The 16,271-nt window shown below is 65.0% G+C and carries 15 protein-coding genes; 5 read left to right on the plus strand and 10 right to left on the minus strand.

Translation table 11 applies throughout. The features are described from left to right. Nucleotides 1-4: 4 nt before the first annotated feature. Genes L8F45_RS24670 through L8F45_RS24680 form a run of 3 tightly spaced genes read right to left on the minus strand, consistent with a single transcriptional unit; the run spans nucleotide 5 to nucleotide 1,679 of the window. Nucleotides 5-406: a 6-pyruvoyl trahydropterin synthase family protein gene (locus L8F45_RS24670; RefSeq protein ID WP_342360479.1), complete on the minus strand. Its 402-nt coding sequence runs from the start codon at nucleotides 404-406 to the stop codon at nucleotides 5-7. Nucleotides 407-408: 2 nt separating this feature from the next. Next, complete coding sequence (locus L8F45_RS24675) at nucleotides 409-675, minus strand: hypothetical protein (RefSeq protein WP_342360480.1); 267 nt, start codon at nucleotides 673-675, stop codon at nucleotides 409-411. Between the two features lie 8 nt (nucleotides 676-683). After that, nucleotides 684-1,679, minus strand: coding sequence for a zinc-dependent alcohol dehydrogenase (locus L8F45_RS24680; RefSeq protein ID WP_342360481.1), 996 nt, complete (start codon nucleotides 1,677-1,679; stop codon nucleotides 684-686). A 59-nt stretch (nucleotides 1,680-1,738) separates the two neighbouring features. On the opposite strand from L8F45_RS24680, the gene mdoH reads away from it, so the two are divergent. The 4 genes from mdoH (at nucleotide 1,739) to L8F45_RS24700 (ending at nucleotide 5,798) form a co-directional block, all read left to right on the plus strand. Continuing rightward, a complete protein-coding gene (mdoH, locus tag L8F45_RS24685; RefSeq protein WP_342360482.1) occupies nucleotides 1,739-3,526 on the plus strand; it encodes a glucans biosynthesis glucosyltransferase MdoH in 1,788 nt (595 codons plus the stop codon). A 5-nt stretch (nucleotides 3,527-3,531) separates the two neighbouring features. After that, nucleotides 3,532-4,278, plus strand: a complete 747-nt coding sequence (locus L8F45_RS24690) for an FkbM family methyltransferase (protein WP_342360483.1) — start codon at nucleotides 3,532-3,534, stop codon at nucleotides 4,276-4,278. A 132-nt stretch (nucleotides 4,279-4,410) separates the two neighbouring features. After that, nucleotides 4,411-4,701: a GIY-YIG nuclease family protein gene (locus L8F45_RS24695; protein WP_342360484.1), complete on the plus strand. Its 291-nt coding sequence runs from the start codon at nucleotides 4,411-4,413 to the stop codon at nucleotides 4,699-4,701. 125 nt (nucleotides 4,702-4,826) lie between these two features. Further along, nucleotides 4,827-5,798 (plus strand): hypothetical protein, encoded by a 972-nt coding sequence (locus L8F45_RS24700; protein ID WP_342360485.1) that lies wholly within the window; start codon nucleotides 4,827-4,829, stop codon nucleotides 5,796-5,798. Between the two features lie 144 nt (nucleotides 5,799-5,942). Here L8F45_RS24700 and smc read toward each other — a convergent pair whose 3' ends face one another. The 3 genes from smc to L8F45_RS24715 all read right to left on the minus strand — a co-directional run bounded on the left by smc (nucleotide 5,943) and on the right by L8F45_RS24715 (nucleotide 10,972). After that, nucleotides 5,943-9,404, minus strand: coding sequence for a chromosome segregation protein SMC (smc, locus tag L8F45_RS24705; protein WP_342360486.1), 3,462 nt, complete (start codon nucleotides 9,402-9,404; stop codon nucleotides 5,943-5,945). Between the two features lie 49 nt (nucleotides 9,405-9,453). Further along, a complete protein-coding gene (locus tag L8F45_RS24710) occupies nucleotides 9,454-10,080 on the minus strand; it encodes a DsbA family protein (protein WP_342360487.1) in 627 nt (208 codons plus the stop codon). 361 nt (nucleotides 10,081-10,441) lie between these two features. Beyond that, entirely contained in the window at nucleotides 10,442-10,972 is a 531-nt protein-coding gene (locus L8F45_RS24715) for a DUF721 domain-containing protein (RefSeq protein ID WP_342360488.1), read from the minus strand. A gap of 66 nt (nucleotides 10,973-11,038) precedes the next feature. Here L8F45_RS24715 and mutY point away from each other — a divergent pair, with 66 nt between their 5' ends. Continuing rightward, on the plus strand, nucleotides 11,039-12,124 hold the full coding sequence (gene mutY / locus L8F45_RS24720) for an A/G-specific adenine glycosylase (protein WP_342360489.1): 1,086 nt from the start codon (nucleotides 11,039-11,041) through the stop codon (nucleotides 12,122-12,124). Here the strand turns inward: mutY and L8F45_RS24725 are convergent. The 4 genes from L8F45_RS24725 to L8F45_RS24740 form a co-directional block, all read right to left on the minus strand. Continuing rightward, nucleotides 12,078-12,821, minus strand: coding sequence for a L,D-transpeptidase (locus tag L8F45_RS24725; RefSeq protein WP_342360490.1), 744 nt, complete (start codon nucleotides 12,819-12,821; stop codon nucleotides 12,078-12,080). The genes mutY and L8F45_RS24725 overlap by 47 nt on opposite strands. A gap of 156 nt (nucleotides 12,822-12,977) precedes the next feature. Next, on the minus strand, nucleotides 12,978-14,153 hold the full coding sequence (locus L8F45_RS24730) for a site-specific DNA-methyltransferase (RefSeq protein WP_425329960.1): 1,176 nt from the start codon (nucleotides 14,151-14,153) through the stop codon (nucleotides 12,978-12,980). 155 nt (nucleotides 14,154-14,308) lie between these two features. After that, nucleotides 14,309-14,980 (minus strand): ribonuclease HII, encoded by a 672-nt coding sequence (locus L8F45_RS24735; protein WP_342360491.1) that lies wholly within the window; start codon nucleotides 14,978-14,980, stop codon nucleotides 14,309-14,311. 99 nt (nucleotides 14,981-15,079) lie between these two features. Continuing rightward, on the minus strand, nucleotides 15,080-16,243 hold the full coding sequence (locus tag L8F45_RS24740; protein WP_342360492.1) for a PA0069 family radical SAM protein: 1,164 nt from the start codon (nucleotides 16,241-16,243) through the stop codon (nucleotides 15,080-15,082). Nucleotides 16,244-16,271 lie beyond the last annotated feature (28 nt).

A 16,271-nucleotide genomic window follows, 5' to 3' on the forward strand; every position in this document is an offset into this window, starting at 1 on the left:
GCGCTCAGAGGACAGCGCCTTCATACCAGGCGCGCGCCACATCATGCTCGTGCAGCGTCACTTTGATTTTGGCGAGGCCCTTGCCGTCCTCGCCGAGCGCGCCCGATTTCGCGGCTTTCGCGATCGCATCGAAGACATGCTTGCAGAGAAATTCCGTCGTGGTGAGCGTGCCCTTGAACTCCGGCAGCGCATCGAGATTCTGATAGGCCAGCGGCTTCAGCGTCGCCTTCAGCACGTCGAGCGCCGCGCCGATATCGACCACGACATTCTTGTCGGTCAGCTTCTCCCGGAAGAACGCGACATCGACGATGAAGCTCGCGCCATGCATGCCCTGCGCCGGCCCGAAAAAGGGATCGGGCAGCGAATGGCCGATCATGATGCGATCGCGAACTTCAACGGTGAACATTTCTAAATCCTTTCTGAAGCATTTGGCGCTGCACGCATTCTTTTGCGTGCTTCAGTAATCTTTTCTTGCCGCGCATTTTCGCGCCGCCATTCGCCAATCCTCTGGAAGACACCGACCAAACCTCCGATGACGACAGTCGTCATGAAGGCTGCGCCGAATGCGCCGCCCCAGGAAAAGCCGAGAGCCTTAAAGATTGCTGCGGTCGCTAGAAAGCCGAGCGCCAGCCAAATGTACGACAGTGGGGCCATATAGGAGAGAAAATCGAACATTGTCGCAGCTAGTAACGGATAGCGGTGACGAGGCCCGGCGCGTCAGGCCCGAGCAGGCGCGGCATCGCGGCCGGCAGATCGGCGAACGCGATCTCCTCTGTGATGAGCGCGTCGAGACGATCGTCGCGCAACAACTCCATCGCCTTTCTCAGGCGACGCGCATGGGTCCAGCGCGGCGCGCGCAGCGGTGGAATCCCGCCCACCTGCGACGAGATCAGCCGCAGGCGCCGCGAATGAAAGGCGCGACCGAGCGGCGCCGGCACATCTTTGTCGCCATGCCAGCTCGCCTCGACGATCGCAGCCTGATGGCCGCCGAGCGCCAGCGCGGTCGAGAGGCCGGCGGCGGTCGCGCTGGTGTGGATCACAACATCAGCTTCGCCTTGCGCCGCATCTGGCGTTGCGAAGCGCGCGCCGAAGCCTTCGGCGATCGGACGCCGGTCTGTCGCGTGATCGACGACCAGCACTTCCGCGCCGGGCAGTCGCGCTGCGAGAAACGCGACGAGAAGTCCGACCGCGCCGGCGCCGACGATCGCGATCCGGTCGCCGGCCGAGGCGCCGGAATCCCAGATCACGTTGAGCGCTGTCTCCATGTTGGCGGAGAGGATGGCGCGGCGCGGCGGCAAGCCATCTGGCAGCGCAGCGGCCATGCAGGCCTGCGCGACAAACGCCTCCTGATGGGGATGGAGCACGAAAGCCAGGCGGCCCGTGAGGTCAGGCGCGCCGCCGGTGATTTCGCCCACGGCGCAGTAGCCGTATTTCACGGGGTAGGGGAACGCGCCGCCCATATGGGGGCCGCGCATGCGCTCCCATTCGCATTCCGGCACGCGGCCATCGAACATCAATCGCTCGGTGCCGCGCGAGAGCCCGGACCAGAGGGCGCGCACGGCGACCTCGTCGGGTCCCGGCGCCGGCACGGGCTCCGGCCGCAACTCGGCGCGCCCGGGCGCGACGGTCCAGAGCGCACGCGCCGCGTCAGGCGGGGATTTGGTCTGATCCACACTCATCTTCTGTTCAGGCAGGGCCGTTGATAGAGAGCGCTGGTTGCGCGTCCATCGAGCTTCCCGTGGCCCATACACCATTGACGCCTGCCGGAATCCAGCCCGCCGGCGAGCTGTTCCGGCGTCGCGCGCTCGTCGCCGGTCTCAATGTCGCGACCTACGCCGTGATGATGGCGGGAATGGCGGTCCTGCTCGGGGCCGGCGGCTGGACCGCGACCGATGTCGTCATCTTCATCTGTTTCGGCGTCGGCCTGCCCTGGTCCGTGCTCGGCTTCTGGAACGCGCTGATCGGCCTCTGGCTGCTGCATGGCGCGAAGGACGGCTTTGCCGAGGTCGCTCCCTTCGCGGCGGCAGGCGATGCAGCCGAGCCAATCCGGGTCAAGACAGCCGTGCTGATGACGCTCCGCAACGAGGATCCCTCGCGCGCCTTCGCCCGCCTGCGCGCCGTGAAGGAAAGCCTCGACGCGACGGGCGAGGGGCAATGGTTCTCCTATTTCATCCTCAGCGACACCAACCGGCTCGACATCGAGCTGCGCGAGGATGAGGCCGTTGCGGCGTGGAAGCGCGAAGCCGGCGTCGACGCCGCGCGCATCCATTATCGCCGGCGCCTCACCAATGAAGGCTTCAAGGCCGGCAATGTCCGTGATTTCTGCGAGCAACGGGGCGGCGACTACGAGTTGATGCTGCCGCTTGATGCGGATTCGCTCATGTCCGGCGCGGCGATCCTGCGCCTTGCGCGCATCATGCAGGCCTATCCCCGACTCGGCATCCTGCAGAGCCTCGTCGTCGGCATGCCGTCCTCGTCGGCCTTCGCGCGGATCTTCCAGTTCGGCATGCGTCACGGCATGCGCGCCTACACCATGGGCAGCGCGTGGTGGACGGGCGATTGCGGGCCCTTCTGGGGCCACAACGCCATGGTGCGCATCGCGCCATTCCGCGAGTTCTGCGAACTTCCCGTGTTGGCTGGCGGGCCGCCGCTTGGCGGCCATGTCATGTCGCATGACCAGGTCGAGGCGACGCTGATGCGCCGCGCCGGATACGAGGCGCGTGTGCTGCCGCTGGAGGACGGAAGCTGGGAAGAGAATCCGCCGACGATTCTCGAATTCGTTCGCCGTGACCTGCGCTGGTGCCTCGGCAATCTGCAATATCTCAAGTTGCTCGATATTCCCGGTCTCAAGCCGATGAGCCGTTTCCAACTCGTCTGGGCGATCCTGATGTTCCTGGGCGTGCCGGCCTTCACGCTGATGATCGCGCTTTCGCCCATCAAGGCGATCGAGGACCGCAACATCGCGGACTATCCCGCGGGCCTTGCGATGACTCTCTACGGCCTGTTCTTCCTGATGTATCTCATGCCGAAACTCGCGGGCTTTCTCGATATCCTGCTCACGCGCGGCGGCGTTGCGCGCTATGGCGGAGCGGCGCGCTTTCTCGCGGGCGTCGTGACGGAACTGCTGTTCTCGTTCCTGCAGGGCGCCGTCTCCACCTTCCGCACGACGCTCTTCATGATCGGCCTTGTGTTCGGCCGCTCGGAGATTTCGTGGGGCGGGCAGGCGCGCGATGCGCATGGCGTGTCGCTGCGGACCGCCTTCGCGGGTCTGTGGCCGCAGCTTTTCTTCGGCCTCGTGATCTGCGGTTCGCTTCTCGCGCTGTCGCCTGCGCTGCTGATCTGGTCGCTACCGTTGACCGCCGGCTATCTCCTCGCGATTCCCTTTGCGATGATCACAGCGTCTCCCGAACTTGGCGCGCGCCTGGAACAGCTCGGGCTTTGCGCGATTCCTGAAGAGATCGCCACGCCTGATGAAGTGCGCGCGGTGCGCGTCGCGCCGGCTGCGCAGGCGCAAGCGGCGGCCTGATCTCGATGCAGCCGCGTTGGCGGTCTGTCGCCCGGTCGCTGCGCGTCTATCACGGCGACAAGCCGCGCAATGAGGCGATGGATCGGCTCTATGCGCGCTTTTTGAAAGCAGGCGATCTCGCCTTCGATATCGGCAGCCATGTCGGCGATCGCATTTCGAGTTTTCGCCGGCTTGGCGCGCGCGTCGTCGCGCTGGAGCCGCAGCCGCTGCCGGCGCGCGCGATCCGCCTCATCCATGGCCGCGACGCAGAAGTGACGCTGATCGAAGCCGCGTGCGGCGATCGCGAAGGCGAGATCGCGCTGCGCATCAACAGCGCCAATCCCACAGTCTCCACCGCGGCGTCCGCCTTCATTCACGCGGCCGACGGCGCGATCGGATGGGAAGGGCAGTGCTGGGACGAAGAGCGCGTCGTGCCGATGACGACGCTCGATGCGTTGATCGCGCGTCATGGCGAGCCGCAATTTGCGAAGATCGACGTCGAGGGATTCGAGGCCAGCGTGCTCGACGGCCTGTCGCGGCCGCTGCGCGCGCTTTCGTTCGAGTTCACGACGATCCAGCGCGACGTCGCTTTCGCCTGCCTCGATCGTCTCGCAAAACTCGGGAAATACCGTTTCAATCTCGCGCTCGGCGAGAGCCAGATCCTGATGCGTGAGGATTGGGCTTCGGGCGCGGAGATGGCCGACATCATCGCGAATTTGCCCCATGAGGCGAATTCGGGCGATGTGTATGCGGCGCTGAATCTTTCAAGTTAATGTCATCCCGGGGCGTCGCGGAGCGACGAGCCCGGGACCCAGACCATTGCCGCCGCGTCGCTATTTTTCGGGGTCTGGGCTCTTCGTGTTTCGCGAAGCCCCGGAATGACGACCTGAGCGGGGCATTGAATTGTGAAAACGTTCTACGTCTACATTCTCGCGTCGAAGCGAAATGGCACGTTGTATGTGGGCGTTACGAGCGATCTTGAAGGGCGCGTGTGGGATCACAAGCAAAAGACCCGCAAAGGATTCACCTCAAAATACAATGTGGACAAGCTTGTCTGGTATGAAGAGTATCCGACCGCCGACGAAGCCATCGATCGCGAGAAAGACATCAAGAAATGGAAGCGCGCATGGAAATTGAGATTGATCGAGGAGATGAATCCGGATTGGCGCGATCTGTACGAAGAATTGCCCATGTAGCGCTGCATTCTTCCGGTCTCCGTCATTTCGGGATCGCGTGCAACGCGGAGCCTGGAATCCGGAAAATGCTCGTGCGACTGCGCGTTCTCCTGGGTTCCGGGTTCTTCGCTTCGCGAAGCCCCGGAATGACGAGCTGGTTTGGAAGTCGCGCTTTGACGGTCTCGCTGGCGCTGGTCGCGATGATTGCGCCATCCCGCGCCCAGCAATCGCCGCCGCGGCCGCGCCCGCCCGGCATCGCCGTTGATGTCGCGAACCAGTCGGAGCCGCAGCTCTGCGCCGAGAAGGACAATGTCTCGATCCTGTTCACGTCGCCCGAGGCGCGGCGTTTCACGATCGAGGCGGCGCATCCGAATTACATCAACACTTTGCAGCGGGACAATTGGGACGCCGACTGGACCAATTGCGATATGACCGGCGATCCTTCCTTTCCCGCCCAGCCGCGCAAGATCACCTTCTATGAATCGATCGATCTCTGGCTCGTCGGCTACACCTTCCCGAGCTTCTGGCGGAAGAACGACGTGCCGGTGCGCGTCGGCGATCGCGTCGAGCATGGGCTGCATCTCGTGCAGGTCTGGATGCTGACCAAGGATCGTTCGGAAGAAGTGCTCGTCGTTTATCCGCCAGACGGCTACTGGCGCGCGCGGCCTTTGCCGCCGCAACATCTGCGCTGGTCGGCCTATGGCAGCTCGTTCGTCGTCGGCCCGATCGAGCAGGATTCGGGGCGGCCTGTGGTCAATCTCAAGGAGATCGCGTTCGATCCCAAGACGAAGACCTTCACCATGACCTATGCGGACGGATCGACGGGAACGCTGAAGATGGCGACAATCGACGACAATCGCATGGTGCTCGAAGTCGAGCTGAGCAAGGCTGTTTCAGGCGGCAAGCCATTCGGCTTGCTGCGCTCGATGTATGTCACGGAGTTCAACGCGGATGTCGCACGCATCGCGGTGAAGGAGCCGACGGCGAAGAGCTGGCGCGAGGAGAACATCATGGCGTTCGGCAAGGCGCATGCGACCGATGTGTGGACGGGGCGCCTCGTTCCCTCGCGGCACAACACCAGCGCGCCTGATATGGTGTTCCATCATTTCGGGAAGTGATGGCGCTGCGCGCGTTCCTAAGTTTGTCATTCCGGGGCGCGCCGTAGGCGCGAGCCCGGAATCCAAAAATCGAGAAGCTGCACAGTGGATCCCGGGCTCGCCGCTTCGCGGCGCCCCGGGATGACGGTTGAAAGAAAGAGCGCTTTATTCCGCCGCCTGGATGACCCGCTCTGCGGTCTGCAGATCAACCGAGACGAGCTGCGACACCCCGCGCTCGGCCATGGTGACGCCGAACAGGCGGTCCATGCGCGCCATCGTGATCGGATTATGCGTAATGACGATGAAGCGCGTGTCGGTCTTCGACGCCATGTCCGCGAGCAGATCGCAATAGCGCTCGACGTTCGCGTCATCGAGCGGCGCGTCGACTTCGTCGAGCACGCAGATCGGCGACGGGTTGGTCAGGAACACCGCAAAGATCAGCGCGGTCGCCGTCAGCGCCTGCTCGCCGCCCGAGAGCAGCGTCATCACCTGCGGCTTCTTGCCCGGCGGCCGCGCGATGATCTCAAGGCCGGCTTCCAGCGGATCATCTGATTCGATCAACTGCAATTCCGCCGCGCCGCCGCCGAACAGCAGCGTGAACAGCTCCTTGAAATGATTATTCACAGTGTCGAAGGAGCCGAGCAGACGCTCGCGGCCTTCCTTGTTGAGGCTCTGGATCGCCGTGCGCAGCTTCTTGATCGCTTCGGTGAGATCGTCGCGCTCGCTGATCAGGCTGTCCTTCTTCGCAGTCGATTCCTCGAGCTCGACATCGGCGCGCAGATTGACCGCGCCAAGGCGCTCGCGCTCCGCCTTCATCGAAGACAATTTGCGCTCGACGTCGGAAATTGCGGGCAGGTCCGCGCCGGGTTCGATCCCCGCCATGGCCGGCAGCGCGTCCGGCGTCGTCTCCAGCGTTTCGGTGATGGCGTGTTCGGTGTCGGCGAGCTTCGTGGTCGCGGCGTCGAGGCGCGCTTCGGCGCGGGCCTTGGCCTCGCGCGCCTCCGACATGGCCGCGAGCGCCTCGCGCGCGGCGCGATCAGCGTCGACCTGCGAGGTCTCGGCCTGCACCAGTGCGTCGGCGGCTTCCTTGCGCTTCGCCTCGGCCCCTTCGATCTCGTGGACGACCGCGCGGCGCTTGATGACGAGCTGGCCGGGGACCTCGTCGAGCTGTTCCTTCTCGGCGCGAGCGGCGGCGATGCGCGCTTCGAACTCGTCGATCTGCACCGCGGCGCGTTCGCGGCGGCTCGCCCAGCCTTCGCGATCCGCGGTGATAGCCGCGCGTCGCCTCGCGCGCGCTTCCGCTTCGCGCGTGAGAGCCACAGCATTGGCGCGGGCCTCGCCGAGCGCGGCGCGGGCCTCGGAGACGCCGGCGCGGCGGAGCGACAGCTCCTGCTCCATCTCAGGCGTCACCAGCAGCGTTTCGGTCGCCGCCTTCGCCTCGACCAGACGGCCTTCGGCTTCCGCAAGACTCGCCTCGACGCGGGCTTTGCCTTCGCCCAGCGCCGAGGTCTTCGCGGCGACGTCGGCGCGGCGGCGCTCGGCTGCGGCGGCGCGCGAGCGGGCGGCGTCGAGCGCGGCGCGGGCCTGACGGGAGATGTTGTTGGCTTCGCCTTCCGACTGGGCGCCGGCGCGGACGGCTTGAATCGTGGTTTCGAGTTCAGCGCGGGCGGCTTCGGCCGCTGTGCGCGCGGTTTCGGCCTCTGCTTCGAGATCGGAGAGACGGTTCTTCTCGGCCAGCCGACGGGCGGCCGGGGTCGGCGCTTCGGCCGCGGTCGTCAGGCCATCCCAGCGCCAGAGATCGCCTTCGACCGAGACCAGCCGCTGGCCGGGCTTCAGCAGGGCGCGGAGGCGGGCGCCGTCGACGCGGCGGACGACGCCGATCTGGCGCAGGCGGCGCTGCAGGACGGCGGGCGCCTGGGCGAAATCGGTCAGCGGCCGCGCGCCCTCGGGCAGCGCTGGATCGCCCTCAGACGCCCCTGGAGCGGCCCAATGGGCGGGGGCTGATTCCTCCAGCGAGGCGTCCAAATCGTCGCCCAGCGCGGCTCCCAGGGCCGTCTCATAGCCTTTGGCGACGGAGATCGACTCGACGACCGGCGGCCAGAGATCGCCGCCGGCTCCGGCGAGCAATTTCTTCAGCGTGGCGACCTCGGTTTCGAGGCGCTGGGCCTTGCGGTCGGCGTCGGAGGCGGGCTGGCGCAGCCGGCTTTCGGCTTCGCGGGCCGAAGCAAGAGTAGCGCGGGCGGCTTCGAGCCGGCCATCGGCTTCCTCGGCGGCCTCTTCGGCCGCGGCGAACGCCTCGGCGAAAGGCGCGGGGTCAGCGTCAGGGCCGAGGCTTTGGGCGATCGCCTCCAGTTCGCGCAGGATGCGCTCCTGCTCCTCATGCAGGCGGCGAACGCGGGTTTCCTCTTCGGCGGCGGCGCGCAGGGCGGCGTCGCGGCGAACGGAGATATCGGACACGCGGCGCTGGATGCCGTCGAGTTCGGCTTCGGCCTCGGCAAGAGCGGCTTCGGTTTCGAGCTGGCGGGCTGCAGCCATTTCGCGGGCTTCGCCGGACCCGTCCTCGTCGTCGTCCAGGGTGGCGACCTCGGCGTCGAGGCGCTTCAGCGTGGCGACGGCGTCGGCCGCCAGGGCGGTCTCGCGCTCGATGTCGCGCACCAGTTCGGCGGCGCGCATTTCGAGCTCGGCGGCGCGTTCGCGGGCGCGGCGCTCTTCGGCGTCGATCGTGTCGCGGGCGACGAGGAGGCGCTGCAGCGCGGCGGCGGCGGCAGCTTCAGATTCGCGCAGGCCCGGCAGCGAGGATGCGGCGATCGCCTGCGCGGTGGCTGCAGCGGCCTGCGCCGCCGTGCGGTCGGCGACGAGGCGCGTTTCAGCTTCCAGCGAACGCTCTGCCTCGGCGAGTTGAGTCTTCGCTTCGCGATGGGTGAGATAGAAAATCAGCGCTTCGTTGCGCCTGATGTCGGCGGCGACGACCTTGTAGCGACTCGCCTGCTTCGCCTGCTTGCCGAGGCTGTCGATCTGGCCCTCGATCTCGCGCAGCACGTCTTCGAGGCGAACGAGATTGTCCTCGGCCGCTTTCAGGCGAAGCTCGGCTTCGTGGCGGCGAGCGTGCAGGCCGGCGATGCCGGCGGCGTCTTCGAGAATGCGCCGGCGCTGCTGCGGTTTCGCGGCGATGATCTCGCCGATTTGGCCCTGCCGCACCATGGCCGGCGAGCGCGACCCTGTGGAGGCGTCGGCGAATAGAAGCTGCACGTCGCGGGCGCGGACTTCCTTACCGTTGACGCGATAGACCGAGCCTTCCTCGCGCTCGATGCGGCGCGAGACATCGAATCCATCATGCTCGTTGAAGGCGGCCGGCGCGCGCCGATCGGAATTGTCGATGGTGAGCGCAACTTCGGCGGCGTTGCGCGCGGGACGCGTGCCCGAACCGGAGAAAATCACATCGTCCATGCCCGACGCGCGCATGGACTTGTACGAATTCTCGCCCATGACCCAGCGCATGGCCTCGACAAGGTTCGACTTGCCGCAGCCGTTCGGCCCGACGACGCCGGTCAGGCCGGGCTCAATCAGGAATTCCGTGGGTTCAACGAAGCTCTTGAACCCGGCAATGCGCAGTTTGGTCAGTTTCATCCGCGGACGCCGCCCTGGTCCGGCGACCGTCCGCGTTCAAATGCGCGAATCAATTGCCGACAATGGGCGACAATATCTTATCGAACTCGTCGATGGACATGGCGCCCGGATACTTATTCCCATTAATGAAGAAGGTCGGGGTCGCGTCGACCTTGAAGTCGTTCTGACCCTGGTTCTTCACCGCCAGCACACCGTCAAGAAGCTTCTGATCCGTCAAGCATTTCTCGAAACTTTCCTGTGTGAAACCGGCCTGCTTCACGAGCGCGGCCAGGGCGTCCACAGGTTTCTCGACGAATGCCCAGTTGCGCTGCTGACGGAACAGCAGGTCGATCATCGCCTCGCGCTTGTCGCCGGAGCAGCGCGCCAGCATGAATCCGCCAGCTGCGAGCGGGTCGAGCGGGAATTCGCGCATGATGAAGCGCACCTTGCCGGTGTCGATGTATTTCTTCTTCAGATCCGGCCAGGTGGTTTCGTTGAAATGGGCGCAGTGCGAACAGGTCATCGAGGCGTATTCGATGATCGTCGCCTTGGCATCGGCGGAGCCCATGACCACGTCAGGCAGATTGCCCGCGGGCTTCATCAGATCCTCGACGCGGACCTGCGCTCGCGCGGAGGTCAGGCTGGCGGCTGTCAGCGGAAGAGCCGCAAGGGCGGCGGCGAAATGGCGGCGGTCCATAGGATATCCGTCGGTTGGGCCTTAGAGCCTGTTTGGGAATTCGGATGGGGCTGTGCTGCAGCCGATTTTCGTCGCTCCGGCAGGAGCCGGCCGAAGGAGCGTATCGGGGATACGGTCGAGGCCGGCGACGAACCGGGCGGCGAAAAGCGGCGCAGTCCTTCGGGTTGAGTGGCGAATGGCGGCTGATGCGTCGGAAGGCTCGCCAATGTCGCCAGACATTGGCTGCGCCTCCCTCCTGTCATCCGTCCGTTCGTCGCTCAACGCAATCCCCATCCCAATTCCCAAACAGGCTCTTAGTAATTTGAGGCTATGCGATCATGGCCTCGCGATGGCAAGCGGCTGCTAAGCCGATGAAGCAAGGTCACGACTTTGTGCGCGGCTCCCGGCGCTCGCGCTCCATCACGGCCGCGCCGAGGCGGACGAGGGCTCCGCGCAGGCCTTCATCCTCGATGCCTGCGGCCGCTTTCTCCGCCGCGGCGATCACGGCCGGCGAGGGGGCTGGTTTCGCGCCCGCAGGCTTCGGGCGCGGCACGGGCCCCTGCTCCAGCCGCAGCCGGCCGATGCAGGCCCAGCCGAAATAGGCGTTCACGCGCTCGACCACGACCGGCGCGAGATGCTGCAGTTCGAGCGCGAAGGCGCTCTCGACGCGGACATGCAGCGTCGCGGGCTCCTGCGGCGCGGGATTGCGGCCCATGCCCGTCGCCTTGCGCGGCCAGACGATGCGGACCGGCCGCGAGCGCCGCGCGAGCGGCTCGCCGACAATATCAGGCCAGTTGAGCACGATGTCTGAACCGGCGAATCCCTGCTTCGCCAGAGCCTCGCCGAGACAGGAATCGATGAGATCGGCGAGGGGGCGCGGCGAGGGGCGGAAAGGTCGGGAAGGTTGGGCCATGTGGTCTTGCTGCGGCTTTTCTTGAGGCGGCTTTTCTCGGCGCGTGCGTCAGACTACCACGCGGTGATGCTGACGACACCCCGGCGCCAGGAGTCTCCGCGCCAAGCCGATCCCGCGGTTTTGCTCGCCTGGTACGACCGCCACGCCCGCCTGCTGCCATGGCGCGCGCGGAAGGGAGAGCGCGCCGACCCCTATCGCGTCTGGCTGTCGGAAATCATGCTGCAGCAGACGACAGTGACGGCCGTCAAACCGTTCTACGAGAAATTCCTGTCGCTGTGGCCCGACGTGACATCGCTCGCGAACGCGCCCGTCGACGCCGTCATGAGCGCCTGGGCCGGGCTCGGCTATTATTCCCGCGCGCGCAACCTGCACGCCTGCGCGAAGATGGTGGCGGGGAATCTCGGCGGTGTTTTTCCCCGCACGGAAGACGGATTACGCGCGCTGCCGGGCGTCGGCCCCTACACCGCCGCGGCGATCGCTGCGATCGCCTATGATCTGCGTGCTGTGGTGATCGATGGCAATGTCGAGCGCGTCATCACGCGTCTTTTCGCGATCGAGGACCCGCTGCCGCAATCAAAGCCGGCCGTACGCGCCGCCGCGGATTCGCTGACGCCCGACAAGCGCGCCGGCGATTTCGCGCAGGCGATGATGGATCTCGGCGCGACCATCTGCACGCCGCGCAAACCCGCCTGCGCCCTGTGCCCGTGGATGAGCGCCTGCGTCGCGCGGGGGCGGGGCGATCAGGAGAGCTTTCCGCGAAAGACGCCGAAGAAATCAGGCGCGATGCGCTTTGGCGCAGCGTTCGTTGTGATTGATCCCAAGGGCAGGCTTCTGGCCCGCACGCGCCCCGCGAAAGGATTGCTCGGCGGCATGGCGGAGACGCCGACGACGGAATGGTCGGCGCATCATCTTCACGAGGATGATCTCGCGCATGCGCCTGTGAAGGCAGACTGGCGCAAATCGATCGCGCCAGTCGAACATGTGTTCACGCATTTCCCGCTGCGGCTCAGCGTCTATTCCGCGCGTTTGCCGCGCGCGATCAAGGCGCCTTCAGGGATGCGCTGGGTCGAGCCAGATGATATCAATTCGCAGGCTTGGCCCGGACTCATGCGGAAGGTTCTTGCCAGTTCCGGTCTGATCTCAGGACAATGACCTTCGATCCCAGCACAGTGCGGCGATAGAGATCGATCACGTCCTGATTGAACATGCGGATGCAGCCTGACGACACCGACGAACCGATCGTGTCGGGCTCGTTGGTGCCGTGGATGCGATAGAGCGTGTCGCGATCGCCCTGATAGAGATACATGGCGCGCGCGCCGAGCGGATTTTCGAGGCCGCCGGGCATGCCGCGGCGATATTGTTCGAGTTCAGGCTGGCGCACGATCATCTGCGATGGCGGCGTCCATGTCGGCCATTCCGCCTTGCGCCTGATATTCGCGGCGCCACTCCAGCCGAAGCCCTCGCGGCCGACGCCAACGCCATAGCGCACCGCCTTGCCGTCGCCGACGACGAGCGTGAGAAAATAGTTTGCGGGATCGACGATGATCGTGCCTGGCTGTTGCGGACCGCGATAGGCGACTGCCTGCCTGAGATATTGCGGATCGATGTTCGAGATATCGATGGCGGGCACGGGAAAACGCTCATCATCGAGTTCGCCGTAAATGTCAGCCATCGCCGGATTGTACCCACGTCGGCGTGCGCCCGGTGGAACGATCGCGACATCGGTGAGAGGCGCTCGCGCGCAGGCTGCGGCGGCAAGCGGCGTCAGCGCAACGAAAAGACGGCGCGAAAGGATCTGGCGGTTCATGGTCACCCTTGGAACAAGCGCATGCGCAATGTGATGCGTCATCTGCTTGTTCCGTGGGATCGTGGCGGAATGCGCCGCAAAGCAGGCTTTTGCGCGGCGGCGGTTATTCAGCGGGCGCGCTGTGGCTGTAACGCAACGCTGTTGCGTCGTTGCGTCAGTTGTTTTTCACGCGTTCAATTTCGCGCGAACAATTTGTGATCAGAGCGCCGGACCGAATTCGCGTCGGATGGCGGAGCGATAGTCGTCGATGGAAACGAGCTTGCCCTCCGTCTCGTGCATCCAGAATGTCCAGCCATTGCAGGCGGGAAGTCCTTGCGCCAGCGCTCCGATCTTGTGAATCGAGCCGACGATGCCTTTCAACGCGAGCGCGCCATCTGCGCGCACGATTGCTTCGAATCGGCGTTTCTCATCGACGAGCGTCACGCCCGGCGCGATGAAACCGCGTTCGATCACGGCGGTGAACGGCACGCGCGGTTCCGTGCGCTTGGCCGGCGCGAGCGCAATGGCTTCGGCGTCGAGCGGCTTTATCGCCGCGATGCGCTTTTTCGCGACTTCGGCGTACGCGGTCTCACGCTCAAAACCCACGAATCGGCGGCCGAGACGCTTGGCGACGGCGCCCGTCGTGCCGGAGCCGAAGAACGGATCGATGACGACATCGCCGGGATTCGTGGTCGCAAGCATGATCTTCGCAAGCAGCGCTTCAGGCTTCTGCGTCGGATGCGCCTTGCGGCCTGATTCGTCCTTGATGCGCTCTTCGCCGGTGCAGATCGGCAGGAACCAGTCGGAACGAAGTTGCGTGTCGTCGTTGCCGGCCTTCAGCGCTTCATAATGGAAGGTGTAATTCTTCGCCTTCGCATCGCGCGAAGCCCAGATCATCGTCTCATGGGCGTTGGTGAAACGACGGCCGCGGAAATTCGGCATCGGATTGGCCTTGCGCCAGACGATGTCGTTCAGGATCCAGAAGTCGAGATCCTGCAGGATCGCGCCGACGCGAAAGATGTTGTGGTAGGAGCCGATGACGAACAAAGTCGCATCCGGCTTCATCGCGCGCTTGCAGGCGGCGAGCCAATCGCGCGTGAACTGATCATAGACCGCGAAGGACGAGAACTTGTCCCAATCATCGTCGACGGCGTCGACAAGGCTGTTGTCAGGGCGCGTCAGCGCGCTTTCAAGCTGGAGATTGTAGGGCGGATCGGCGAAGACAAGATCGACGCTTTCGGCCGGCAGCTTGCTGATTTCCGCAATGCAATCGCCAAGCACGATCTCATCAAGCGGTAGAGATTTCGTTGGCGCGAGGCGCGCAGCAGGCGACCCGGTACGCGAGACAGGAATCCGGGACGCGGCGCTGGACGCTCGGAGACGAACGCTACTCACTGAACGGCTCCGAGTTACGCAACCAACGCCGTTAAGGTGAAGGAACCCGGTAAAAATCGCGTTGATTTTGAGTGGCTAAGCGCGTGTCGCTTTGGGGCTGCAAAAATTGCCTAGCGCATGGTTAATCAATCGTTGCGCTACAACGGGCGAGCGCGTCAGATTGCGACGCTTTCCTCGACGATCTCTTCCGCATTGATCTCGACGACGCCGGCGAGCCGCAGCTTCACCGGCGCGAAGGTCATGCGATGATAGGCGCAGGGGCCAAGCGAAATCAGCGCTTCGCGATGGGTGCGCGTGCCGTAGCCGGCGTTCTGCGCGAAGCCATAGCCGGGACAATGCGCGTCGAGACGCGTCATCAGCCGGTCGCGTGTGACTTTCGCGATGATGGAGGCTGCGGCGATCGAGAGCGCGAGCGCATCGCCTGAAATGATGGGCGTCATGTGGCAGGGCGCGTCAGGCGAATCGCGGCCATCGATCAAGGCGGCGGTTGGCGTCACCGACAATCCAAGCAGCGCACGACGCATAGCGAGCAGAGAGGCTGCGCGAATATTCAGCCGGTCGATCTCCAATGCGGAGGCGCTGGCGACTGAGATCGCGATCGCCTTCTCCGTGATTTCCACAAAGGCCTCGTCGCGCGCGGCGCGATCGAGCATTTTCGAATCGCGCGGCGATTTCGGCAGGCGCTTGGCGTCGAGCACGACGGCGGCGGCGACCACGGGGCCGGCGAGCGGGCCGCGGCCGACCTCGTCCACGCCGGCGACGAAATCATGGCCGGCGCGCATCAAAGCGCGTTCGCGGGAAAATGTCGGGCGAATCTCGTCGGCCATTGCGCCTTCATTAGCGCAAGGCGGCGCTCTTCACACGGCGTCAGCCCGTCGCTGTGGATATGTCGCTACTATCCCCAGCTTTCTCCGTATTTCACGCCGCTAGAACAGCTCCATCTGGCGGCCGCGGCCGCCCGGCGGCGTGAACAGATCGGTCCGGAGTTTCAGGCGGCGTTTGCCGAAACCAAGTTTTTCGGACGCCATCTCGAAACGTCGCCCCACCATCCAGGCGTAAGGCCCGCTGCCGGACTGGCGCACGCCCCATTCGGAGACATAGTCCTTGCCGTCGCGCATCTGCCGGACGAGCGACATCACATGACGCATCTTGTCGGGGAAATGCTCAAGCAGCCATTCCCGGAAGAGATCGGCGAGCTCCAGCGGCAGCCGCAGCATGACGTAGCCTGACTCGCTCGCGCCTGCGGCGCGCGCCGCCTCCAGCAATTTCTCGACTTCGGAATCATTGATCGCGGGGATGAGCGGCGCCGTCAGCACGGCGGTCGGAATCTTCGCCTCCGCAAGCTGCCTTATCGTGTCGAGTCTTTTCGGCGGCGTGGCGGCGCGCGGCTCCATCACGCGCGCGAGTTTCGGATCAAGCGTGGTGAGCGAGATCGCGACTTTCGCCAGACCCTTCTCCGCCATCGGCGCGAGAATATCGATGTCGCGCGTCACCAGCGCCGATTTCGTGACGATGCCGACGGGGTGGTTGGTTTTCGCCAGCACTTCGAGAACCTGCCGCGTGATGCGATGGGTTTTCTCGATCGGCTGATAGGGATCGGTGTTGGTGCCGATCGCGATCGTCTGCGGCTTGTAGCTTGGGGCCGCCAGTTCGCGTTCCAGCAACGCGGCCGCGTCGGGCTTCATGAACAGGCGCGTCTCGAAATCGAGACCAGGCGACAGGCCCATATAGGCGTGCGTCGGCCGCGCGAAGCAGTAAATGCAGCCATGCTCGCAGCCGCGATAGGGATTGATCGAGCGATCAAAAGAAATGTCGGGCGAATCATTGCGCGTGATGATGACGCGCGCCTTTTCGACTGCGACTTCGGTCTTGAGCGCAGGTAGTTCGGCGAGACTCTCCCAGCCGTCGTCCGTGGTTTCGCGCAGTTCCGATTCGAAGCGGCCGCTGGCGTTGGTCGCGGCGCCCCGGCCGCGCCGGCGATCCACTTCGAGGAACGCTGCGGGGTCGGGGGCTTTCGGCTGTTTCGGGCGTGCATAGACGGCGGCGACGGCCGCCTTGGGACGGGCAGTTTTTTGGGGCGAAGGGGACATCTTGGGTGACCTGGGCAGGGCTCAGCCA

The sequence above is a fragment of the Terrirubrum flagellatum genome (assembly GCF_022059845.1).
Lineage (GTDB): Bacteria > Pseudomonadota > Alphaproteobacteria > Rhizobiales > Beijerinckiaceae > Terrirubrum > Terrirubrum flagellatum.